This window comes from Bradyrhizobium ferriligni, assembly GCF_056837965.1.
In genome coordinates this window covers 1-22,049 of record NZ_JBXEJO010000051.1, presented here as the reverse complement: position 1 = coordinate 22,049, position 22,049 = coordinate 1, and the positions used below count along the sequence as shown (strand labels likewise).

19 protein-coding genes and 1 pseudogene are annotated in these 22,049 nt (G+C 64.8%); 9 read left to right on the top strand and 11 right to left on the bottom strand.

The features are described 5' to 3' along the window. Nucleotides 1-593 precede the first annotated feature (593 nt). The 5 genes from AC1VNY_RS27550 to AC1VNY_RS27530 all read left to right on the top strand — a co-directional run bounded on the left by AC1VNY_RS27550 (nucleotide 594) and on the right by AC1VNY_RS27530 (nucleotide 6,955). Nucleotides 594-4,106 (top strand): helicase-related protein, encoded by a 3,513-nt coding sequence (locus tag AC1VNY_RS27550; protein ID WP_482407555.1) that lies wholly within the window; start codon nucleotides 594-596, stop codon nucleotides 4,104-4,106. 30 nt (nucleotides 4,107-4,136) lie between these two features. Further along, entirely contained in the window at nucleotides 4,137-4,421 is a 285-nt protein-coding gene (locus AC1VNY_RS27545) for an RNA-binding S4 domain-containing protein (protein ID WP_028341879.1), read from the top strand. A gap of 136 nt (nucleotides 4,422-4,557) precedes the next feature. Beyond that, complete coding sequence (gene fdxA / locus AC1VNY_RS27540) at nucleotides 4,558-4,896, top strand: ferredoxin FdxA (RefSeq protein WP_016844914.1); 339 nt, start codon at nucleotides 4,558-4,560, stop codon at nucleotides 4,894-4,896. A 411-nt stretch (nucleotides 4,897-5,307) separates the two neighbouring features. Beyond that, entirely contained in the window at nucleotides 5,308-6,117 is an 810-nt protein-coding gene (locus AC1VNY_RS27535) for a CarD family transcriptional regulator (protein ID WP_482407554.1), read from the top strand. Nucleotides 6,118-6,400: 283 nt separating this feature from the next. Then, nucleotides 6,401-6,955: a hypothetical protein gene (locus tag AC1VNY_RS27530; RefSeq protein WP_482407553.1), complete on the top strand. Its 555-nt coding sequence runs from the start codon at nucleotides 6,401-6,403 to the stop codon at nucleotides 6,953-6,955. 333 nt (nucleotides 6,956-7,288) lie between these two features. Here AC1VNY_RS27530 and AC1VNY_RS27525 read toward each other — a convergent pair whose 3' ends face one another. After that, on the bottom strand, nucleotides 7,289-7,711 hold the full coding sequence (locus AC1VNY_RS27525) for a hypothetical protein (RefSeq protein ID WP_482407552.1): 423 nt from the start codon (nucleotides 7,709-7,711) through the stop codon (nucleotides 7,289-7,291). A 193-nt stretch (nucleotides 7,712-7,904) separates the two neighbouring features. Between AC1VNY_RS27525 and AC1VNY_RS27520 the strand changes: the two genes are divergently transcribed. Then, on the top strand, nucleotides 7,905-8,303 hold the full coding sequence (locus tag AC1VNY_RS27520; RefSeq protein WP_482407551.1) for a nuclear transport factor 2 family protein: 399 nt from the start codon (nucleotides 7,905-7,907) through the stop codon (nucleotides 8,301-8,303). Nucleotides 8,304-8,374: 71 nt separating this feature from the next. On the opposite strand, the gene AC1VNY_RS27515 is transcribed toward AC1VNY_RS27520, so the two are convergent. The 7 genes from AC1VNY_RS27515 to cyoA all read right to left on the bottom strand — a co-directional run bounded on the left by AC1VNY_RS27515 (nucleotide 8,375) and on the right by cyoA (nucleotide 15,454). Next, nucleotides 8,375-8,911, bottom strand: a complete 537-nt coding sequence (locus AC1VNY_RS27515; protein ID WP_304497685.1) for a response regulator transcription factor — start codon at nucleotides 8,909-8,911, stop codon at nucleotides 8,375-8,377. Beyond that, on the bottom strand, nucleotides 8,901-10,229 hold the full coding sequence (locus AC1VNY_RS27510) for an ATP-binding protein (protein WP_482407584.1): 1,329 nt from the start codon (nucleotides 10,227-10,229) through the stop codon (nucleotides 8,901-8,903). Before AC1VNY_RS27510 ends, AC1VNY_RS27515 begins: the two co-directional genes overlap by 11 nt. A 28-nt stretch (nucleotides 10,230-10,257) precedes the next feature. Continuing rightward, nucleotides 10,258-11,046 carry an SURF1 family protein gene (locus tag AC1VNY_RS27505; RefSeq protein ID WP_482407550.1) on the bottom strand — a complete coding sequence of 263 codons (789 nt, stop codon included), beginning with the start codon at nucleotides 11,044-11,046 and terminating at the stop codon, nucleotides 10,258-10,260. A 212-nt stretch (nucleotides 11,047-11,258) separates the two neighbouring features. Next, entirely contained in the window at nucleotides 11,259-11,651 is a 393-nt protein-coding gene (gene cyoD, locus AC1VNY_RS27500; protein WP_482407549.1) for a cytochrome o ubiquinol oxidase subunit IV, read from the bottom strand. Next, nucleotides 11,648-12,277 (bottom strand): cytochrome o ubiquinol oxidase subunit III, encoded by a 630-nt coding sequence (cyoC, locus tag AC1VNY_RS27495; protein WP_482407548.1) that lies wholly within the window; start codon nucleotides 12,275-12,277, stop codon nucleotides 11,648-11,650. Before cyoC ends, cyoD begins: the two co-directional genes overlap by 4 nt. Beyond that, nucleotides 12,274-14,277: a cytochrome o ubiquinol oxidase subunit I gene (gene cyoB, locus AC1VNY_RS27490; RefSeq protein WP_482407547.1), complete on the bottom strand. Its 2,004-nt coding sequence runs from the start codon at nucleotides 14,275-14,277 to the stop codon at nucleotides 12,274-12,276. The genes cyoC and cyoB overlap by 4 nt, the downstream gene beginning before the upstream one ends. Nucleotides 14,278-14,287: 10 nt before the next feature. Further along, the gene (gene cyoA, locus AC1VNY_RS27485) at nucleotides 14,288-15,454 is read right to left on the bottom strand and encodes a ubiquinol oxidase subunit II (protein WP_482407546.1); all 1,167 of its coding nucleotides are present in this window, start codon (nucleotides 15,452-15,454) and stop codon (nucleotides 14,288-14,290) included. A 246-nt stretch (nucleotides 15,455-15,700) separates the two neighbouring features. Between cyoA and AC1VNY_RS27480 the strand changes: the two genes are divergently transcribed. Then, entirely contained in the window at nucleotides 15,701-16,990 is a 1,290-nt protein-coding gene (locus tag AC1VNY_RS27480) for an MFS transporter (RefSeq protein WP_172646401.1), read from the top strand. 137 nt (nucleotides 16,991-17,127) lie between these two features. Here AC1VNY_RS27480 and AC1VNY_RS27475 read toward each other — a convergent pair whose 3' ends face one another. After that, entirely contained in the window at nucleotides 17,128-17,937 is an 810-nt protein-coding gene (locus AC1VNY_RS27475; protein ID WP_482407545.1) for a transporter, read from the bottom strand. Nucleotides 17,938-18,129: 192 nt separating this feature from the next. Here AC1VNY_RS27475 and AC1VNY_RS27470 point away from each other — a divergent pair, with 192 nt between their 5' ends. Continuing rightward, nucleotides 18,130-18,531, top strand: coding sequence for a c-type cytochrome (locus AC1VNY_RS27470; protein ID WP_482407544.1), 402 nt, complete (start codon nucleotides 18,130-18,132; stop codon nucleotides 18,529-18,531). 176 nt (nucleotides 18,532-18,707) lie between these two features. On the opposite strand, the gene AC1VNY_RS27465 is transcribed toward AC1VNY_RS27470, so the two are convergent. Both AC1VNY_RS27465 and AC1VNY_RS27460 read right to left on the bottom strand, forming a co-directional pair. Then, complete coding sequence (locus tag AC1VNY_RS27465; RefSeq protein ID WP_482407543.1) at nucleotides 18,708-20,201, bottom strand: M48 family metalloprotease; 1,494 nt, start codon at nucleotides 20,199-20,201, stop codon at nucleotides 18,708-18,710. Nucleotides 20,202-20,273: 72 nt separating this feature from the next. After that, nucleotides 20,274-21,020 (bottom strand): thermonuclease family protein, encoded by a 747-nt coding sequence (locus AC1VNY_RS27460; protein WP_482407542.1) that lies wholly within the window; start codon nucleotides 21,018-21,020, stop codon nucleotides 20,274-20,276. 479 nt (nucleotides 21,021-21,499) lie between these two features. Between AC1VNY_RS27460 and AC1VNY_RS27455 the strand changes: the two are divergent. Then, nucleotides 21,500-22,049, top strand: a pseudogene (locus tag AC1VNY_RS27455) (hypothetical protein); the annotation flags it as partial.

The window sequence follows — 22,049 nt, the reverse complement described above, 5'->3', positions numbered from 1 at the left end:
CGTGCATCCTTCGAGACGTGCTACGCGCTCCTCAGGATGACGGGACTGAAAGGGTGATTGCCCTGCGGAATGCAACGAACGTCGCCGGAATCCAGTTGACTCTTGCCCGCTTCTGATTCGACTCGGTCACCCCTGGAACTTAAGGAATTCAGTCCGCATATCCTGTGCTTGTGGAGCCCTCTCAAACTTGATCTAGTGCCGCCGCCGCCAGCCTACCCGAGATGTTGCGGTGAACGTTTCAGGTCCCAAATCGAGTCAGCGATTCGGCCGCGATTCGTTCTAGACTCGTTCCAGAGCTTAAGCCGGGCGCGGAAAGCGTCGCGTTGTGAGACAGATTTTGTGAAAGGACGCGTGAAGGAGTGAAGACCAGAGCGTCAATCCCTCACCGTCACCCTGAGGAGGCCGCGCAGCGGCCGTCTCGAAGGGCGACGGCCCTGCTGTCTCATCAAGATCGCCGCAAACGGGTCGATCTCGGCCGTGCATCCTTCGAGACGCTCTGACGCGCTCCTCGCAGGTACAACGGCGAATTCGCCGTTGTACCGGGGATGACGGATCAGAGAGCGCCCAACAAATTCAAGAAACACCTGCAAAATATGGCTTTCTCAAATTCGTTCGGAAATGACCGCGTGCCCGGTGCAGGCGTCACCGCGGTGCTCGGGCCGACCAACACCGGCAAGACGCATCTGGCCATCGAGCGCATGCTGGCGCATTCGTCCGGCCTGATCGGGCTGCCGCTGCGGCTGCTCGCGCGCGAGGTCTACAACAAGATCGCGGATCGCGCCGGTGTCGACAACGTCGCGCTGGTCACGGGCGAGGAGAAGATCAAGCCGAAGGCGCCGCGCTTCTGGGTGTCGACCGTCGAGGCGATGCCGCGCGATCTCGATGTATCGTTTCTCGCGGTCGACGAGATCCAGATCGCTGCCGATCTCGAGCGCGGGCATGTGTTCACCGATCGCATCCTCAATCGCCGCGGCCGCGACGAGACGCTGCTGCTGGGCGCGGCAACAATGCGGCCGATGATCGAGCGGCTGCTGCCGGGTGCCTCGATCATTACGCGGCCGCGGCTGTCGCAGCTCGAATTCGCCGGCGACCGCAAGATCACGCGGCAGCCGCGGCGCACCGCGATCGTGGCGTTCTCGGCGGACGAGGTCTACGCGATCGCCGAACTGATCCGCCGTCAGCATGGCGGCGCGGCGGTGGTGCTGGGCTCGCTGTCGCCCCGCACGCGCAATGCGCAGGTTGCGATGTTCCAGAACGGCGACGTCGATTACCTCGTTGCCACCGACGCGGTCGGCATGGGGCTCAATCTCGACGTCGATCACGTCGCCTTCGCCTCCGACCGCAAGTATGACGGCTACCAGTTCCGCCGCCTGACGCCGGCCGAATTCGCGCAGATCGCGGGCCGCGCCGGCCGCGCCACGCGCAACGGCACCTTCGGCACCACCGGGCGCTGCGCGCCGTTCGAGCCGGAGCTCGTCAACGCGCTGCAGAACCACACCTTCGACGCCGTCAAGGTGCTGCAATGGCGCAACGCCAAGCTCGATTTCGCCTCGCTCGGCGCGTTGCAGGTGTCGCTGGCGCTGACGCCCAATCATGAGGCACTGACGCGGGCCCCGGTGGCCGAGGATCTGCGGGTGCTCGAGCATGTCGCTCGCGACGCCGAGGTGCGCGAATTGGCGCATGGGGCTAAAGCGGTGGAGCGGCTGTGGGAGGCCTGCCAGGTTCCGGACTATCGAAAGCTGTCGCCGGCCGCCCATGCCGAACTCGTGACCACGCTGTATGGCTTCCTGATGCAAAAGGGGCGTATCCCTGACGCATGGTTTGCCGCCCAGGTCGACCAGGCCAACCGGACCGACGGCGATATCGACACGCTATCGGGCCGGATCGCGCAGATCAGGACCTGGACCTTTGTTGCCAACCGGCCGGACTGGCTTTACGACCCGGACCACTGGCAGGGGATCACGCGCGAGCTCGAAAATAAATTATCCGATGCGCTGCATGAACGGCTCACGGAGCGTTTCGTTGACAGGCGGACCAGTGTATTGATGCGCCGCCTGCGGGAGAACTCAGTTTTGAATACGGAAATTGGCAAGACCGGTGAAGTGATCGTGGAAGGCCACGTGATCGGCCGGCTCGATGGTTTCACCTTCGCACCTGATGCGGCCGAGGCCGGCAGCGATGCCAAGGCGCTGCAAGCCGCCGCCCAGCAGGTGCTGGCGCGCGAGATCGATGCGCGCGCCGAGAAACTGGGCGCCGCGCCCGACGAGCAGTTCGTGCTGACCTCCGACGGCACCATCCGCTGGACCGGCGATGCGGTCGCCAAGCTGGTGGCCGCCGACGACGCGCTGCATCCGCGGCTGCGCATCATCTCCGACGAGCGGCTGACCGGCGCCTCGCGCGAAGCGGTGCAGACCCGGCTCGATCTCTGGCTCAAGACCCATATCGAAAAGCTGCTCGGGCCGCTGTTCGAACTGTCCAAGGCTGAGGATCTGCAGGGCATCGCCCGCGGCATCGCCTTCCAGCTGGTCGAGGCGCTCGGCGTGCTGGAGCGCGCGAAGATCGCGGCCGAGATGAAGGATCTCGACCAGCCCTCGCGCGCGGCCTTGCGCAAATACGGCGTGCGGTTCGGCGCCTACCACATCTATTTCCCGCAGCTGCTGAAGCCCGCGGCGCGCTCGCTGGCCTCGCTGCTGTGGGCCGAGAAGCAGAGCAATGTCGACATGGCTGCGCTGTCGAATGTGCAGCATCTGGCGAGTAGCGGCCGCACCTCGTTCCCAGTCGACAAGCAGCTCGCCCGCGATGCCTATCGCGTGCTCGGCTATCGCCAGTGCGGCGAGCGCGCGGTGCGCGTCGACATCCTGGAGCGGCTCGCCGACCTGATCCGCCCCGCTTTGGCCTGGCGCGAGACCTCGCCGGGCGAGAAGCCTGCGGGCGCGTTCGACGGCCGCGGCTTTGTCGTGACGCAGGCGATGACCTCGCTGACCGGCTCCGCGGGCGAGGACTTTGCCTCGATCCTGCGCGCGCTCGGCTACCGCATGGACCGCCGCCCGCCGCTGCCGCCGAAGCCCGTTGAGGCCACGCCGGCAGAGACCACGGAGGTCGTCGCCGAGACCACCGAGACGGTCGCCGCCGAGACGCCGCCGGTCGAGGCGACGTCTGACGCCGCCGTGGATGCGCCGGTCGGTGCCACTGCCGAAGTTGTGGCCGATGCGCCGGAAGCTGCCACGGATCAGCCGGTGTCCGGCGATCCTGCCCCGTCGGCCGCGCTGCTGCCCGATGTCGGCTTTGCCGAGGTGGTGTCCAGCGAGGCGACGCCGGTCGTCGTCGAGACCAAGCCCGAGCCCGTGGCAGAAGTTGCCGCCGAGCCCGCCGCTGTCGCCGAAGAGCCCGCTGCTGAGGCGCCGGCTGCGAAAACGGCATCCGAGCCCGCGCCTGCCACGGAAGCCACCGCGGAGACGCCGTCCGAGACCGCCACTGAGGCGGCCGGGGAGACCGCGGCTGCCGAGGCAGCACCGGCTGAAGCCGCTTCCGCCAACGCGGAGACGCCGGCCGAGCCTCAGCTGGTCGAAGTCTGGCGTCCCGGTGGCCGTTCCGACGAGCGCCGTCCGCACCATCGCGGCCATGACCGCAACCGCGGCCGTCACCAGGGCAAGCCCGCCGAGGGCGCGCAGGCCGCTGAAGGCGGCGGTGAGGGCGACAACAAGCGCGAGCATCATCGCCGTCCGCGCCGTCACCAGGATTTCCGCGCACCGCGCCCGGGTGCGCCGGCGGATCCGGCTGCGGCGCCCGCCGAGGGCGCGCAGGCCCGCGACAACAGGGACGACAAGGGCCAGCGCCGCGAGCGCTTCGAAGGCAAAGGTCGCGATCGCGACAATGAGCGTCGCCGCGACAACAAGTTTGGCGGCGACCGCAAGGGCGAGCGCGGCGATCGTGACCGCGGCGGCCGCGATTTCGGCAAGGGCGGCCGCGACAAGCGCGAGGGCGGCCCGTCGCATCGGCCCTACGCCTCGAGCGCCCCGCGCGAGCGCGACAGGCCGATCGATCCGAATTCGCCATTCGCCAAGCTTGCTGCCCTGAAAGAGCAGCTCGCAGGCCGGAAGGAATAGTCCAACCCTTGGTTTAACGCTTGGTCTAGTTTGGATCGACAGCGCCTCGACAAATGGCTGTGGCATGCGCGCCTGGTGAAGGCTCGCACCAGCGCGGCTGAACTGGTCGCGTCAGGTCATGTCCGCATCAATGGCACGCGCGAGAAATCGCCGGGCCATGCGGTGAAGGCCGGTGATGTCGTCACCGTCGCGCTCGACAACAGCGTCCGCGTGCTGAAGGTGACAGGCTTTGCCGAGCGGCGCGGCGATGCCAGTTCGGCGCGCGTGCTGTACGAGGATTTGCAGGCCGGCAATTTGCAGGCCGGTAAGGAGTAGTTATCTAGCGCTTGCTATCTCAATTTGGGTGGCAGGAGCGTGAGAATACTGGCGTTTTTCGAGGGCCGCTTCCCTTGCGGCCCCGGTATTCCTGCGCTACGCAACCCCAGAAAAATCGATCGTTCCGGAGTTTTGGATGACCTACGTCGTCACTGAAGCCTGCATCAAGTGCAAATATACCGACTGCGTCGAGGTCTGCCCCGTCGATTGCTTCTACGAGGGCGAGAACATGCTGGTCATCCATCCCGACGAATGCATCGATTGCGGCGTGTGCGAGCCGGAATGCCCGGCGGACGCCATCAAGCCGGACACCGAGCCGGGGCTTGAGAAGTGGCTCGAGGTCAACCGCGACTACGCCAAGAGCTGGCCGAACATCACCCAGAAGAAGGACTCGCCCGAAGACGCCAAGGAGTGGGAAGGCAAGGAAGGCAAGTTCGAGAAATATTTTTCTCCGAATCCGGGCAGCGGCGACTGATTCGCCAGGGAATACCACGGTAAGGGTGGACGTCGGTCCGCCGCGGCCCTCCGTTCGGCCGCCGATTTAACCCTAATGACGGACATATGACCTGAACGGCCCCTGTTATGCCCGGAATCGGGCGTAAACCATTGATTTTTGCGGAAAATGTGCTATATCTGACACATTACAGGCCAAGAACCCCCTGCCATGCGTACCTTGTGGCTTCGAGGTTCCCGCAAACTCGAACAGGGGCGTGGCAGTTTCCGCGCGCAGGCTGTGTCACAGAAAACGCGTAAAAAGAGTGCTTCAAAGACGACGAAAAAAGCCGCTGTCGTTGCTCGCAGCGCAACCAAGGGCCGTGCCAAGGCGTCTGTGAAGGGCGCCAAGAAGGCGGCGGCTGCAAAGTCCTCAAAGAACAAAAGAAGCGTGATGCCAGAAAAGACTGCCAAGACTGCCGCGAAAGCGGCAGCTGCGAAGCCCGCTGCTGCCAAGGTTGCCCCCAAGCCTGCCGCGACCAAGACGGCTGCTGCGCCGAAGCCGGCCGCTCCGAAGGCTGCCGTCCCCGCCGCTGCTCCGAAGGCCGCCGCCAAGCCGGCCGCCGCGCCGCGCGTCGAGGAGCCGAAGAAAGTCGTGACCCAGCGCCAGGGCTTCAAGGCCAACGAATTCGTGGTCTATCCCGCTCACGGCGTCGGCCAGATCCTGGCGATCGAGGAGCAGGAGATCGCGGGCGCCAAGCTTGAGCTGTTCGTGATCAACTTCATGAAGGACAAGATGACGCTGCGCGTCCCGACGGCGAAGGTCGCCAATGTCGGCATGCGCAAGCTGTCGGAGCCGGCGCTGGTCAAGAAGGCGCTGGAGACGCTGAAGGGCCGCGCCCGCGTCAAGCGCACCATGTGGTCGCGCCGCGCCCAGGAATATGAAGCGAAGATCAACTCGGGCGACATCGTCGCGATCGCCGAGGTGGTCCGCGATCTCTATCGTTCGGAATCGCAGCCCGAGCAGTCCTACAGCGAACGCCAGCTCTATGAAGCGGCGCTCGATCGTCTGTCGCGCGAGATCGCGGTCGTGCAGCACTCGACCGAGACCGAGGCGATCAAGGAGATCGAAGGTCAGCTCGCCAAGAGCCCGCGCCGCGGCGCCAAGGCCGAGTCCGCTGAAGGCGACGCCGAGGGCGATGCCGAAGGTGAGGATCTCGACAACGATGGCGACGATACCGCCGTCGAGGACGAAGCCGCCTGAAAGGGTTCGACGGATTGAAAACAAAAGCCCGGTCGCAAGACCGGGCTTTTTGTTTTGGCGGCGTGTCCGTGGGGCACGCTTACCTCGGCAAATGCAATCCGGGTGAGGGTGCAGGCTCTCCGCAAGTTGCAGTCCCACGACCGCGACCTTCGCCCGGGCAGATCGATACTCCAAACTGTCCGCGCCGCTGGACTCTTGGACCGGCGGCACTCGTTGCCGAGTTATCCCGAAACGGAACGCCGGTAACTTTCGCGCGTTCGCTCGCCAATGAGGAGAGCGGACCATGACATCAAAGGCAGGCATTTTTTTCGCAGGCGTTGGAACAACTTTTATTATCCTAGGCGCTGGGTTCGGTGGTGGACTGTTCATGGCGAATTCGGCGCTTAAGGATTCTGCCGGCGCCCCCGCGCGCGTCTCTTCGCCAGCGCCTGCGGAACCAGCGCGCGTTATCCTGCCATCCACGGCGGAAGCCGCGCAGCCACCGCGGCCTGCCACCCAACGAGAGCCCGCCACGCCGGACGCAGCCTCACCGCCGCAGCCGCCACCGGAGTCGGTCAAGGACGTACAAGCGCCTGTCGAGAAGCAGGCGGACGTGGTGGACACGAGAAAATCTGACATTGCAGAAAAGGAGCGGCGTAAGCGCTACGCCGAACGCAAGGCGAAGCGCGTCGCGACCGAGCAGGCGAAGCGTCAACAGCGGCGCATCGAGCAAGGCGAGCAACGCCGCGAAGCTCCGGTGCTCTTGGAGCAGGCGCGACGCCGCGAAGTGCCGATCATGGCGTCTGAAGACGATGACTCCCCGCCTCGTCCGTTCGCGAATTTCTTCGGGAATGACTGAGCGTATCACTTAGTGAAGGAGTCGAGGAACAGTCCGCAATCGAGGGACGTTAGTGCTGATACAGAAGGCCCGTTCGTCTGATGGCTAACGAAAACTCCATTGCTTCCACAGCCAGCCCTGAACAACGCATAGAACAGGCGTCAGAGGCGATCCGTCAGATGGCTGGGCATGGCGCATTCGAACCCTTGCCGCAACAAGATCGGTGGCTGCATCACTTGGCTGAATTGACCAGGGCGGCTCCGCTTCAATCGCTTGCCGTCGCATTCTTGCTGGGGGTCTTCCTGGCTCGGCGGTAACCCTCGGCGACGCCGTTGATGCTGCCGCGCCGCGTGCTCAATACGAGCGCTGCTTGATGCCCGAGCGGCCGTTCTCGGAGGTCACGATCCATAGATTGCGGTGCCGAGTGATGATCGATCCATCGGCGCGGTCGCGGCTGTATTCGACCAGGAGGTGAACCTTGCGCGGACTGACCAGCACCGGCTCCTTGCGCTGATAGGTGCTCTTCGCCCATCCCGTCGTGGTGCGCGCCAGATCGTCGAAGAACGACGCCGGCAGCTGGCCCGGGCCTTCCCAGATCACGAGCTGCTCGCCGGAGAGGATGACGTGCGGGAAGTGCAGCAGCGCGTCCATGCCGGCGAGATCGCGGGCGTTGAAGCGGTCGGTGAATTCGTCGATGCAGCGGATCGCCGCCGCGATCATGGCCGCATGGTCGGCATTGTCAGGGCCGGGTTGGAAGAGCTTGTCGGCATTACTCATGCCGCAGCTATATATCGGCAGCGAAGCGAGCCGCAACGACGCTCGAGGCTACGTAAACGATCCTGACCAGTATCGTCCTGTCTTGCTTCATGGATGACGACGGCAACCGAAGCGCGGCGTGCTATGCTGGCCGCCCTGCCGATATTTGATCGACATTAAATTGACCCATCAATTTGCAGCGAGGAGAAATCCGATGACATCCAATGTTGAGGTAACCAGGAAGGGTTATGAGGCCTTTCAACGTGGTGACATTCCGACGCTCATGAGGGATCTGATCGATGACAACTGTACGTGGATAACCCCAGGTCCCCAGGATAAGTTGCCTTGGGCCGGGACCTTTAGGGGCAAGCAGCAGATTGCGAACTTCTTCGTCCAGGTCGGTGAGAACCTGGAATTCAGCGAGTTTGCACCGCGTGAGATGATTGAGCAGGGCGACACGGTCGTGGTCCTGGGTACACTCACGGCGCGGGCAAAGAAAACAGGCAAGACTGTAACGAACGAATGGGCCCACGTTTTCAAGTACCGTGACGGGAAGGCGGTTCGCTTTCAGGAGTACATTGACACTGCGGCGGATGTTGCCGCGATGTCGTGACGGCGCGAGAGGCGACCGGCTGAATCAGACGCGCGTTCGCGTGTCTCGTTGGCGTCATCCGCCTCTATCGGCTACTTCACCCGCTGCTTCTCGAGCTTGCGCGCCAATGTCCGGCGATGCATGCCGAGCCGGCGGGCGGCTTCGGAGATGTTGAAATCGGTCTCGATCAGGGTCTGGTGGATGCGCTCCCATTCCAGCGTCTTGATCGAGGTCGGCCGCGCGCCGACCTCGATGGCGGCGTTGCCTTGCGCTTTAAGGAACGCGGCCTCGATGTCGTCGGTGTTCGACGGCTTGGCCAGATAGTGGCAGGCGCCGAGTTTGATCGCTTCGACCGCGGTCGCGATGCTGGCGAACCCGGTCAGCACGACGATCAGCATCTCGGGGTCGTGCGCGTGCAGCGCCTCGACGCAGGCAAGCCCCGATGCACCGCCGGCGAGCTTCAGGTCGACCACCGCATAGCCGGGCGACTGCTGCTCAAGCAGCTGGCGGACCTCGTCGAGCGAGGCCGACACCGCCACATCATAGCCGCGGCGCTCGAACGAGCGTTTCAGCGTGCGAGCAAAGCCGGCGTCGTCCTCGACGATCAGGAGCTGGCGTTCATCCGTCAAGATGGTCTCCGATCGCGAGCGTCGAGAGCGGCAGCTCGAGCTTGACCGCGGCGCCGATGTCCGGCCGGTTGCGCGCCGTCACCACGCCGCCCAGCTTGCGCACGACGTTGACCACCAGGAACAGGCCGAGGCCGCTGCCGGGGCTGCCCTTGGTCGATTGATACGGCTTGCCGATATGCGCCAGCATCTCGCGCGAGAAACCCGGGCCGCGATCGGTCACCGACAGCACCAGGCGGTCGGCATTGCGCTCGGCGGTCAGCTCGATCCAGTCGCGCGAGACCTCGGCGGCGTTGTCGAGCACGTTGAAGATCGCCTGCTTGAGCGCGATGTCGGATACGATCGCGAGATCGGTGCCGAAGGCGTTGCGGAAATACAGCGTGGCCGACGGCCGCGTCGTCCGCCATTCCTCCACCAATGCGGTCAGGAACGCCGCGACCGTGGTCGGCGAGGAGCCTTCGCCGCGGGCTTCGCCGGCCGAGAGCAGGATGCCCGTGACGATCGACTTGCAGCGCTGCACCGAGATCTCCATCTCGCCGAGGTCCTGCGACATTTCAGGATCGGAGGCGAGCGCGGGCATCCGGCGCCAGTCGCCCAGGATGACCGAGAGCGAGGCGAGCGGCGTGCCGAGCTCATGCGCGGCGCCGGAGGCCAGGAGGCCGATCCGGACGATGTGATCCTGCTCGGCGGCGTGCTGGCGCAGCGCCGCGAGGCGCAGGTCGCGGTCGCGCAGATTGCGATTGATCCGGGTCATGAACACCACGAGCAGCACGGCGTCGAGCACGAGGCCGATGAAGGTGCCGGCGATATAGAGGTTGAAGGCATCGGCGAAACCATGCTGCGGCAGCTCCAGCGGCCGGTAATAGCTGGTCAGCCAGGCGAAGTTCATGCAGACCAGCGCCACCAGCGACCAGGTCGAGGGCGCATCGAGCAGCACCGCGCCAAGTGTCACCTGCAGCAGGTAGAGCGAGGTGAAGGGGTTGGTGGCGCCGCCGCTGAGATAGAGCAGGGCGGTCAGCGCCGCCACGTCGAGCGCCAGCGCGACCAGCAGCTCGCGGTTGTTGATGTCGGCGCGGTAGCGCAGCCACAGCAGGCTGACGACATTGAGTGCCACCAGCCCGGAGATCACGGCCGCCAGGGGCAGCAGCGGCAGCGCGACGCCCATCCAGAACTGCACGAAGCCGATGGTGGCGATCTGGCCGATCACGGCGATCCAGCGCAGCTGGACCAGGAGGGCCATGTTCTTGCGATTGGTCGCGATGTCGGCGGGCGCGGCGAGATCGAACGGCATGCCGGCGGCCGCGCCCGTCGCGGACGCCATCACCGCCGTGCCGGTCGCGGCCTTGTCGTCATGCAGATCCGATGTGCGCTCGAGCATCTGGGCCTGTGTCGCGAGACAGATTGCGGGCTGCGCCGATCAGGCGGCGCACGGCGGCGCGCCGTGAGTCCCACCTTGGATCGGCGGCGCCGGCGCGGCTCCTGCCGCTGATGACGCGCAGGAGCGCGCCCGCCAGCATAAAGGCCAGTGCGAACCATGTCAGCGCGTAAATCAGATGGTTGTTCGGAAACCGCACGATCGTGAGCCCGCCGATTGGGGAGCCGCCCGGATTCGGCGTCGCATCGGCGTCGATGAAGAAGGGGGCTACATGCGACAATCCGTGCACGGCGGCGATCGCGACGACGTCGCGGGAATACCAGCGGCCGGCGGAAGCGTCGTTGCTGCGCAGGAAGCCGCCCTTCGGCTCCGACATCCGCATCAGTCCGGTGACGCTGACGGCGCCCTGCGGCTCGCCATCGCGCCGTGTCGCGGGATCGCGTTTATCAGCGGGAACAAAGCCGCGGTTGACCAGCACGGTGGTTCCGTCGGCGGCTTGCAGCGGGGTCAGCACCCAGAAGCCGGGGCCCTCGGCCGTGACGGCCTGCACCAGCGTTTCATCCGCGTTGAGGAACGTGCCGCGTACGGTGACGCGGCGGTATTCATCGCTTGCGGCCGTCACGGCCGGCCATGACGATGGCGCCGGCGGCGCGACCGGCGCCGCATGCATGCGCTGCTCGACCCGTTCGATCAGCGCCAGCTTCCAGCTCCGGCGCTCGACCTGCCAGACGCCGAGCGCGCTCAGCAGCGCCACGCCCAGCATGCCGAGCGTGAGCAGTGTGCAACGACGGAGAGTAAAATTGTGGCCGCGTCGGGACTGCGCTCCCTCTCCCGCTTGCGGGGGAGAGCTGGGGTGGGGGTGTCGCCGCGAGTCGGACCGTTCGGAATGGAGACAGCCCCCACCCGCCGCGCTACGCGCGTCGACCTCCCCCGCAAGCGGGAGAGGTGAAGAGAGGCCTACGGCACCCCGCATCGTCACGGCATCTGGCTCATGTCGTGCATCGGCATCATGTTGATGTTGAGGTGATGCATAACCCACAGCGAGCCGGTCAGCGCGATCACCACCATGACCACGGTGAAGATCATCGCCATCATGGTCCAGCCGTTCTCGGACCGCGTGTTCATGTGCAGGAAGTACACCATATGCACGACGATCTGCACCGCGGCGAGCACCAGCACGATCAGCGCGGTGACCTGCTTGTCGGCGATGGCACCCGTCATCACCAGCCAGAACGGCACCGCGGTGAGGACGACGGAGAGACCGAAGCCGATCAGATAACTCTGCAGCGAGCCATGGGATGCCCCGCCGTGAGCGTCGTGGCCGTGCCCGCAGGCGTTGGCTTCGAGAGCATGAGCTTCTTTTGTCATCGCAGCATTCCCAGGAGATAGACGAACGTGAAGACGCCGATCCAGACCACGTCGAGGAAGTGCCAGAACATCGAGAGGCACATCAGACGGCGCCGGTTGGCTTCGGTGAGGCCGAAACGCACGGTCTGCACCATCAGCGTCACCAGCCAGACGAGGCCGAAGGTGACGTGCAGGCCGTGGGTGCCGACCAGCGTGAAGAACGACGACAGGAAGGCGCTGCGCTGCGGCGTCGCACCCTCATGGATCATATGCGCGAACTCGGTGAGCTCGATGCCGAGGAAGGCGAGGCCGAACAGCCCGGTGATGGCGAGCCAGGCTTGCGTCGCCCCGATCCTCGATTTCTCCATCGTCAGCATGGCAAAGCCATAGGTGATCGAGGAGAGCAGCAGCATCGTGGTGTTGAGCGCGACCAGCTTGAGGTCGAACAGATCCTTCGGCGCCGGTCCGGCGGCATAGTTTCCGCCGAGCACGCCATAGGTCGCAAACAGCATCGCGAAGATGAGGCAATCGCTCATCAGGTAGATCCAGAATCCCAGCATGGTGCTGGCGCCTTCCGGATGATCATGCTCGTCGATGACGTGGAAGACCGGCTCGGAGTCCTGTGTGGTTCTGATTGCAACGCTCATGTCTGGGCTCCCGCGGCAAGCACGCGTGTCCGCGCCTCTTCGGCCCGCACCACCTCATCCGCCGGGATGTGGAAGTCGCGGTGATAGTTGAAGGTGTGGCCGATCGCGACCGCGAGCAGCGCAACGAAGCTGACGGCGGCGAGCCACCAGATGTACCAGATCAGGGCGAACCCCATCACCGTCGCAAGTCCGGCGAGGATGATGCCGGTGCCGGTGTTGGATGGCATGTGGATCGGCCTGAAGCCGGTCAGCGGGCGCCTGTAGCCGCGGCGCTTCATGTCCCACCAGGCGTCGTTGTCGTAGACCACGGGCGTGAAGGCGAAGTTGTAGTCCGGCGGCGGTGAGGAGGTTGCCCATTCCAGCGTCCGCGCGTTCCAGGGATCGCCGGTGGTGTCCTTCAGCTGCTCGCGGCGCAGAATGCTGACCGCGAACTGCACCAGCATCGCGACGATGCCGAGCAGGATCAGGAACGCGCCGAAGCCCGCGATGATGAACCAGATCTGCAAGGACGGATCGTCGAACACGCGGAGCCTTCGGGTCACGCCCATCAGGCCGAGCACGTAGAGCGGCATGAAGGCGAAGTAAAAGCCCGAGACCCAGAACCAGAACGACAGCTTGCCCCAGAACGGATCGAGCCTGAAGCCGAACGCCTTCGGGAACCAGTAGTTGATGCCGGCGAACAGGCCGAACAGCACGCCGCCGATGATCACGTTGTGGAAATGCGCGATCAGGAACAGGCTGTTATGCAGCACGAAATCGGCCGGCGGCACCGCCAGCAGCACGCCGGTCATGCCGCCGATCACGAAGGTCAGCATGAATGCCACCGTCCACATCATCGGCAGCTCGAAGCGGATGCGGCCGCGATACATCGTGAACAGCCAGTTGAACATCTTCGCGCCCGTCGGGATCGAGATGATCATCGTGGTGATGCCGAAGAACGAGTTCACGCTGGCGCCGGAGCCCATCGTGAAGAAGTGGTGCAGCCAGACCAGGTAGGACAGGATGGTGATGACGACGGTGGCGTAGACCATCGAGGTGTAGCCGAACAGCCGTTTGCCGGAGAACGTCGCGGTCACCTCGGAGAAGATGCCGAACGCCGGCAGCACCAGGATGTAGACCTCGGGGTGGCCCCAGATCCAGATCAGGTTCACGTACATCATCGGGTTGCCGCCGAAGTCGTTCGTGAAGAAGTTGGTGCCGACGTAACGGTCGAGCGACAGCAGCGCCAGCACCGCCGTCAGCACCGGGAAGGAGGCGACGATCAGGACGTTGGTGCAGAGCGAGGTCCAGGTGAACACCGGCATCTTCATCATCGTCATGCCCGGCGCGCGCAGCTTGACGATGGTACAAATCAGGTTAATGCCCGATAGCGTCGTGCCGACGCCGGCGACCTGCAGTCCCCATATGTAATAATCGACGCCGACGTCGGGACTGTAGCCGATGTTCGACAGCGGCGGGTAGGCGAGCCAGCCGGTGCGGGCGAATTCGCCGACGAACAGCGACATCATCACCAGCACGGCGCCGCCGACCGTCATCCAGAAGCTGAAATTGTTGAGGAACGGGAACGAGACGTCGCGGGCGCCGATCTGCAGCGGCACCACATAGTTCATCAGGCCGGTGACCAGCGGCATCGCCACGAAGAAGATCATGATCACGCCGTGCGCGGTGAAGATCTGGTCGTAGTGATGGGCCGGGAGGTAACCGTCGGAGCCGCCAAAGGCGATCGCCTGCTGCAGGCGCATCATCAGCGCGTCCGCGAAGCCGCGCAGCAGCATCACGATGCCGAGGATCATGTACATGATGCCGATGCGCTTGTGGTCCACGGTAGTGAACCATTCGCGCCACAGATAGGTCCAGAGCCGGAAATAGGTAACGATCGCAAACAGCGCGAGGCCGCCGGTCGCCACCACCGCGAAGGTGCCGACCAGGATCGGCTCATGGAACGGCAGCGCTTCCAGATTGAGGCGACCGAAGATCATCTTGACGAGATCGGGATTCATGCGGTCCTCCTCAGGACTCGGATTTCGGACGCTGGCCGAGCAGCAAGGATGTCGATGACGGATGCGCGGGCGAGAACGGCGGGCGCTTCAGCCCGAAGCCGCGCAGCGGCGTCAGGTCGAGCGGCGCGGTGACCTCGCGCGACGGCGCGTCCTTGATCTCGTCCATCGAGCAGATGCCGGCGACGAAGGTCGGCTCAGAGCCGAGCGGCGCGCCACGGCGGGCGTATTTGTCGTAGGTCAGCGGCAGCGTGTTGTTGAAGCCCTCACGGCCGAGGCCACCCTTGGCGTCGATCGCCATCATCTCGCTCATGCACATCTTGCCGGGCTCGACGCACATGTTGAGGATCGCCTTGTAGAGATCGCGATCGACCGAGCGATAGAGCCGGACCGGATCGTTCTGGCTCGGACGCTCGAGCTGCAGATAGTCGGTGCGGCCGAGCATGCTGGCGCTGGCCTTGGCGCTGCCGATCCACTTGTCGAAATCCGTTGCCGACAGGCTCTTGAACTCGAAGTGCATGCCGGAGAAGCCGGCGCCGCTGTAATTGGCGGAGAAGCCGCGATAGGTGCCTTCCTTATTGGCGACCGCGTGCAGCTTGGTCTCCATGCCGGGCATGGCGTAGATCTGGCCGGCAAGCGCGGGGATGTAGAACGAGTTCATCACGGAGGACGCCGTGATGCGGAAGCGGATCGGGCGGTCGACCGGAGCTGCGAGCTCGTTGACGGCGGCGACGCCGTAGTCCGGGTAGATGAACAGCCACTTCCAGTCGAGCGCGACCACCTCGACATTGAGCGGCGCGTCCTTGCTCTCGATCGGCTTGTCGGCGGCGATGCGGCCGAGCGAGCGGTACGGATCGAGCAGATGCGTGCCCATCCAGGTCAGCGCGCCGAGGCAGATGATGATCAGCAGCGGCGCCGACCAGATCACGAGCTCGAGCTGGGTGGAGTGATCCCACTCCGGTTCATAGGGCGCCGCGGCGTTGGACTGGCGGTAGCGCCAGGCGAAGAAGACGGTCAGCGCCATCACCGGAAGCACGATGATGAGCATCAGGACGGTCGAGATGACGACGAGGTCGCGCTGCTGGGCGGCGATGTCGCCGGCAGGGGCCAGGACGACGAAATCGCACCCGCCAAGGAGCGCCGCGAACGGCAATAAGGCCAATAATTTCAAGGCGCGCACGGCTCACCCCACTTGAATTTTATGAGTTCCGCCAAGGGGTAGCTGCGATGCAGCAAAGTTGACATTGGACAATTTGTCCAATGTTGCACTGCGAGATAGAGGGTCAGAAGGTGAGGTGGACCGCGTGGCAAACTCCGCCCGCGGCCTCATCTCTTGCTTGAGCATGGTCCATTCGGAAAACCGGTTTCCGCTTTCCCGGATCGTGCTCCAAAGGACGGTTCTCCGGCGATGGCACAAGCCCCAGCAATGGCTCACGGCACCCCGACCGCATCAGGTCACGCGCAGGCGAAACCCGGCGATATCGCCATCGGCGTCATCATCGGACGCACGTCGGAATTCTTCGACTTTTTCGTCTATGCGATCGCCTCGGTCATCGTGTTTCCGAAGCTGGTGTTTCCGTTCGTCAATGAACTGACCGGCACGCTCTATTCGTTCGGCATCTTCGCGCTGGCCTTCGCCGCGCGACCGCTCGGCACCGTGATCTTCATGGCGGTCGACCGCCGCCACGGCAAGGGCGCCAAGCTCGTCATCGCGCTGTTCCTGCTCGGCACCGCCACGGTCGCGCTCGCCTTCCTGCCCGGCTACGACACGATCGGCGTCGCGGCGATCTGGCTCTTGGCCGCCGCGCGCGTGCTGCAGGGCATTGCCTGGGGCGGCGCCTGGGACGGCCTTGCCTCGCTGCTCGCGATGAATTCGCCGGCGCATCGCCGCGGCTGGTACGCGATGGTGCCGCAGCTCGGCGCGCCGCTCGGGCTGATCGTGGCCAGCGCGCTGTTCGCCTTCTTCGCCGGCAACCTCTCGGCGGATGATTTCTTCGACTGGGGCTGGCGCTATCCGTTCTTCGTCGCCTTCGCGATCAACGTGGTGGCGCTGTTCGCGCGGCTGCGCATGGTGGCGACGGATGAATATTCCGAGCTGTTCGAAAGCCGCGATCTCGAGCCGGCGCGGGTCGGCGAGACCGTCGCGCAGGAGGGCCGCAATATCCTGCTCGGCGCCTTCGCGCCGCTGGCGAGCTTTGCGCTGTTCCACATGGTCACGGTGTTTCCGCTGTCCTGGGTGTTCCTGTTCACCAAGGAAAGCCCGGTGCGCTTCCTGATCATCGAGATGATCGGCGCGATGGTCGGCGTCGTCGCGATCGTCGCCTCCGGCATGATCGCCGACCGCGTCGGGCGCAAGCCGCTGCTGCTCGGGTCTGCGGTCGCGATCGCGGTGTATAGCGGCTTCGCGCCGCAGCTGCTCGACGCCGGCGCGTTCGGCGAAACCGTCTATATGGTGCTCGGCTTCGTGCTGCTCGGTCTGTCGTTCGGCCAGTCGTCGGGCGCGATCGCCTCGAGCTTCGCGCGCAACTATCGCTACACGGCCTCGGCGCTGACCTCGGATTTCGCCTGGCTGTTCGGTGCCGGCTTTGCGCCGCTCGCGGCGCTCTTGCTGGCGACGCATTTCGGCCTGATCTCGGCCGGTGCGTATCTGTTGTCGGGCGCGGTGTGGACGCTGCTGGCGCTGTGGCTGAGCGGATTGCGCGAAGCGGAGGGTTGAGCTCTTCTCCTTCCCCCTGAAAGGGGGAAGGTCGGGATGGGGGTCAGCCACAGGCTCCGCTGCAAGCGGAGAGAGCAGATCCCCACCCGCTTTGCTCTGGCGAGCAAAGCGACCTCCCCTTTTCAAGGGGAGGTGCGCTAGCGAAACAGCCCGTCGACCCGGAACGAATAGCCCAGGCCGACGATGTAGTTCGGCGAGTTGCGGTTGAGCCCCAACGCGACATGGAAGTCGACCTGCTGGGTCGGCGTGATCTGGTACAGGCCGCCGGAGTTGATGAGCTGGATCGGCCGCGCGCCGTCGGGATAGTCGCCGACATATTCGGTGAACAGGCTGATCCGCTCGGTCAGCTTCTTCTCGATCACGAAGGTCGCCTCCGACATGTGCCGGCCGGTCAACTCGGCGGGGCGGAAAAATTCCGTGAACATGCCGCTGACGCCCCAGCCGTCATGCAGCTCCCATGACCACGGCAATTGGATGTAGGGCTGCGCGCCGCGCCCGGCGATTTCGGCCGCGCCCGTCGGCAGCGCGACGCCGGCCGTGATCGAGAGGTCGATCTTCCCCGGCAGCGGACTGATCTGCCATTTGATCCCCGGCGCGACGTCGGAAAAGCCCGAGGCGCCGGGCGACTTCACAGTCGCGACATAGCTCGGCAGGTCGATCAGCACTTCGAGGCAGGGCGCAATCCCGAGTCGCCAGCGGCTGTTGCTGCCGTCGATGCTGCGGCCGTTGTTGCGGCCGGTCAGGTTGATGCCGTTCTCGTTCTGCAGGCTCCCGACCGGCACGACGATACTCGAATTGGTGACGTCGGGCCGGTCGGTCGCGATTTCGTCGCTCGGCTTGGGACAGCCGTCCGCGCGCGCGGCGGTGGCTGCTGCGAGTGTGAGCGCAGCAAGCACGCACCCGAGTTCGGCAAGTCGAGCGACGGCGCCGAACCGATTCTGAAACACTGGGGATGCTCCAATAGCCCGGCGCCGCTGCGGAGGTAGCAGCTTCGATAGAGATCGGCGGGGCGCGGGGATATTCCCGGTTGGCTCAAAAATCTTCGTCAGTCGCCGGCCGCGCGAAGCCTGCGGCATTTCAGGGAATAGAATGGCAGCATGGCCGCTCCTGTTGTGATGGCAAACAGGAGAGCCCGCGGAATGACCATTCGTTCGATCGCAGACGTGCTGGCGCCGCGGCAAGCCAAAATTGCCGCGATGGCGGCGATCGCGATACTGCTCGCCGTGAACAGCGCCCGTGCCGCGGGAGATGTGGCGCGCGGCGCCACGCTGTACCAGGGCTGCGGCGATTGCCATTCGATCGAGAAGAATGACGTCGGCCCGATGCACAGGGGCGTGGTGGGCCGGCTTGCCGGCTCCGTCGCGGGCTACAATTACTCGGGCGCGCTGAAGAATTCGAAGATCGTGTGGACCGAGCAGAATCTCGACAAATGGCTCACCGGTCCGGACGCCATGGTTCCGGGCACCAAGATGTTCTACGAGGTTCAGGATCCGAAGGATCGCGCCGACATCATCGCCTTCCTCAAGGAGAAGGCGAAGTAGAGCAGCGCTCTCTGTCTGTCGTCCCTGCGAAAGCAGGGACCCATAACCACAGGAATATGTTGTTGGGACGCGCTGTGGCCCCAGCTTTTTTCAATCAATCGATAGCTGTGGTTATGGGTCCCGGCCTTCGCCGGGACGACAGCGGTAGTGAGGCGCGAGCGCGACGCCTCGCAGCCTCAATCCACCACGATCTTGACGCGGTCGCGCGGCTTCACCTGGGCATGTGCGTCGAGGCCGTTGAGCACGCGGAAGCGCTCGGCCGGGTGATCGACGCCGGACATGCGGTGCGACAGCGATTCCACGGTGTCGCCGGGCTGCACGTTGATGACCTTGATGCGCAGCGGCCGCGCGGCCTGGATCTCGTCGAGCGTCAGGCGGCGGAATGAATTGACGGTCTCGCGCGCGTTGCGCTCACTCTCGGTGGACTTCTGCTTGGCGGCGAAGATGAAGCGGTAGACGTCGCTGCCGAAGCGCAGCGCGTAGACCTTGAACTGCCACTGGTCGCCATGGGCGGTGGCCGACGCCGCCGGAAAGCCGTTGATGTTGAGGTCCTCGGTCGAGGACTTCTCGACGCCTTCCATCCAGCCCGAATTCAGGTAATCGCCGAGCGACTGCTCGGCCGGCACCCGCACCACGTCGAAGCGCATCGCCTGGCTGCCGCCCTCGCGCACGCCGATCACCGCCTGCGCGGTGTTGTCGAGCGTGAAATTGTCGGGCGCGGTGAAGGTGAAGCCGAGCTTGGGATGCAGGAAACGGCGGCCGCGCACGAAGCCTTCGCTGGGATCCTCGCCATAGACGATGTTGTCGATCGCGGCGAGATATGTCTCGCGGTCGCGCTCGTTGCTCTCGGGCGACGAGTATTGCCGTGCAGTGGTCTGCGCGTTGTTGATGCGCTCGGGCGTTGCCGGATGCGACGAGGTGAAGTCCTGCGCGCGCGGATCGAGCGCGGTCTTGCCGATCTTGAGCGCCGCATTGCGCTCCATCGCGGTCAGGAAGCGCGCCGCGCCGTAGGGATCGAAATGCGCGCGGGCGGCGATCCCGACGCCGATGCCGTCGGCCTCGAACTCCTGCTGCCGCGAGAAGCTCGCCATCGTCAGCTTGGTCTTGGCGAGCGCCAGCGCGGTGAGATCGGGATCGGTGCTCATGTCGGTGACGACGCGCGTCACCACCGCCGCCTGGCGGGCCTGGTCCTCGCGCATCGCCGCGTGTTTGGCCAGCACATGCGCCATCTCGTGGCTCAGCACCGAGGAGAGCTCGGAGGTGTCGCTGGCGAGCGCAATCAGACCGCGCGTGACATAGAGCTGGCCGGTCGGCAGCGCGAAGGCGTTGACCGCGCCGGAATTGAGGATCGTGACCTTGTAGGCCTGGTCGGGCCGTTCGGAGGCGGCGACCAGCCGCTCGACGGTCTTGCTGATCAGGGCCTCGAGCTTCGGGTCGTCATAGGCGCCGCCATAGGACGACAGGATGCGCTCATGCTCGCGCTCGCTCGTGGGCGTCTGCTGCACCACGCGGTTCGGCTTCACCGGTGCCGTCGCTGCCGTCGGCGTGGCCTGCTCGAACCGGCCGATATTGCCGCAGGCCGATAGCGTCAGGGCGGCGCAAACGAGCGCCGGCGCAGCCAAAAGGCGGCGGCCAGTCCCCTCTTCACGCCGTCCTGCGCGCTCAATCACGTCAAAAACTCACAAATTGTCCCGTAAAAAGACCGGGGCAGGGCCCCTGGATTTCTTGAGTCCCTTGGGCCTCTAGTTCCCGCCGAGCACTTCAAGCTGCCCCACCCGGAGCAGTTCGATTCGCGGCCCACGTCGTGCTTCCACCCAGCCTCGTACACGAATCTTACGATTTTCCAGAGACTTGGGCGCAAGCCCGGCCGCCTCGAACGCGGGGACTATGCGCCTTGAAATAGTCGCAGCAAAGTCCTGAGTCCAGTTTCGACCGAAATTCAGGTAGGTCGTCGCGCCCGCCTGACGCACGGACAAAACCCTGCCCTCGACCACTGTAAAACGCCCGATCCCGGTCAAAATATCGGCGGAACTTTCGGCGTTTTTTATGACGGTGGCCTCGGCCCAGGTTCCCGATCGGGCGGCCCTGGCCTCGGCCTCGGCCGCCATCAGCGCCGTAGCGCAGTCCTTGTCGGCGACCTCGGATGACGCCACAGCGAGGCCCTGGCGCAGCAGCTCGCTTTGCACGGGCTTCTCACTGCCTTCGAGGAATGCGTAGGCCGGCTGCCGGCCATAGCGGTCCGGCGTGTCGTCCTGTCCGCGCAGCGTCACCTCGCGGCCGACCAGCAGCGCCGTCAGTGCAGCGATGGCCTTCGCCCTGTCGGCCACCTCGATGCCGGCGAGCTTGACCTCACGGCCGTCGTCGAGCCGAAGGCTGCGCGCATCGACGATGGCGGCGACGCGACCCTCGCCCTGAACCTCGAAATTGCAGCCAGTCGCTTCGGCGCGTGCGCTGCACGCGCCGATCGCGAGGACGCATGTTGTCATCATCACCGCCCACGGACGGCGACGCCATGCTCTATCGCGTGGAGGCGTCATGCGGCACTCGTCACTTCGGCGCGCTCCGCTCGGAGCGTGGTCGCCAACAAGGACAGTCTGACGGAAAGATCGCTTCGGGGCCACCACAAGCGAAGCGAAATCGCATCGAGGGATGCCATCGTTGATTCGGTGGTCAATTTTTCTGCGGCGCTTCTCATCGTGTGCACAGGCGAGATTCGTGTTTCACATCAATGCGTGCCTGTCGCGGGACCAACTCGTCTTCACCGCCCCTCGTTGTGACGAAAATTGCCGTCCGATCGTGCGTCGAGCGGCTCTCACACCCGTCAACCTTACCCATTCATCATCTCAACTCCGTGCGCGGAATGAGAATTCGTTATTGTTGCCAATGGCTTGCGGCGCAAGGTAACTGTTCGGCAATTTTTTGAAAGGGCGACCGATTGCGGTCGCTCACGCATATTGCCGAGGTCCTTGTGTCGAATCCCGTTGTTCTGACGCTGACGACCAGCGATCCGCTCCACGATTATCTCCAGCTCTACAACGCGATCTCGGCGATCAGCGTCGGCGGCGGACTAGCGTCGTCCAACACCGACTACGTCATCAACTTCTCGACCTCCGGCAGCGCCCGCACATTGCAGCTGCTCGACGATCTGCCTGCCATCAACCTGATGAGCGGCTCGACGCTCACTTTCGACGGAAACTCCGACTACAACAATCAGCTCGGCGGACAGGACTACAGCGACGTCATCGACGCGCGCGGCTATCAGGGCTTCGTCGTCATATCAGGCACGGTGACGTTCAAGAACCTCACGATCGTCAACGCGGTTGCAAGCGGCGGCAATGGCGGGGTCGGCGGTGGCGGCGGCGGCGCGGGTCTTGGCGGTGGCCTGTTCGTCGGACAGAACGCCAACGTCACGCTGAACAATGTCAATTTCGGCAGCAACACGGCCAAGGGCGGCGATGGCGGCGTGGTCGATCCAGCCGGCGGTGGCGGCGGTGGCGGCGGCATCGGCGCCGATGGCG

What these genes read in the sequence shown, in the direction of transcription:
- AC1VNY_RS27550 (WP_482407555.1), top strand. Translation starts at nt 594, where the DNA reads ATGGCTTTCTCAAATTCGTTCGGAAATGACCGCGTGCCCGGTGCAGGC.
- fdxA (WP_016844914.1), top strand. Translation starts at nt 4,558, where the DNA reads ATGACCTACGTCGTCACTGAAGCCTGCATCAAGTGCAAATATACCGAC.
- AC1VNY_RS27535 (WP_482407554.1), top strand. Translation starts at nt 5,308, where the DNA reads ATGCCAGAAAAGACTGCCAAGACTGCCGCGAAAGCGGCAGCTGCGAAG.
- AC1VNY_RS27530 (WP_482407553.1), top strand. Translation starts at nt 6,401, where the DNA reads ATGACATCAAAGGCAGGCATTTTTTTCGCAGGCGTTGGAACAACTTTT.
- AC1VNY_RS27525 (WP_482407552.1), bottom strand. Translation starts at nt 7,711, where the DNA reads ATGAGTAATGCCGACAAGCTCTTCCAACCCGGCCCTGACAATGCCGAC.
- AC1VNY_RS27520 (WP_482407551.1), top strand. Translation starts at nt 7,905, where the DNA reads ATGACATCCAATGTTGAGGTAACCAGGAAGGGTTATGAGGCCTTTCAA.
- AC1VNY_RS27510 (WP_482407584.1), bottom strand. Translation starts at nt 10,229, where the DNA reads ATGGCGTCCGCGACGGGCGCGGCCGCCGGCATGCCGTTCGATCTCGCC.
- AC1VNY_RS27505 (WP_482407550.1), bottom strand. Translation starts at nt 11,046, where the DNA reads ATGCTGGGCGTGGCGCTGCTGAGCGCGCTCGGCGTCTGGCAGGTCGAG.
- cyoD (WP_482407549.1), bottom strand. Translation starts at nt 11,651, where the DNA reads ATGACAAAAGAAGCTCATGCTCTCGAAGCCAACGCCTGCGGGCACGGC.
- cyoC (WP_482407548.1), bottom strand. Translation starts at nt 12,277, where the DNA reads ATGAGCGTTGCAATCAGAACCACACAGGACTCCGAGCCGGTCTTCCAC.
- cyoB (WP_482407547.1), bottom strand. Translation starts at nt 14,277, where the DNA reads ATGAATCCCGATCTCGTCAAGATGATCTTCGGTCGCCTCAATCTGGAA.
- AC1VNY_RS27480 (WP_172646401.1), top strand. Translation starts at nt 15,701, where the DNA reads ATGGCTCACGGCACCCCGACCGCATCAGGTCACGCGCAGGCGAAACCC.
- AC1VNY_RS27470 (WP_482407544.1), top strand. Translation starts at nt 18,130, where the DNA reads ATGACCATTCGTTCGATCGCAGACGTGCTGGCGCCGCGGCAAGCCAAA.
- AC1VNY_RS27460 (WP_482407542.1), bottom strand. Translation starts at nt 21,020, where the DNA reads ATGATGACAACATGCGTCCTCGCGATCGGCGCGTGCAGCGCACGCGCC.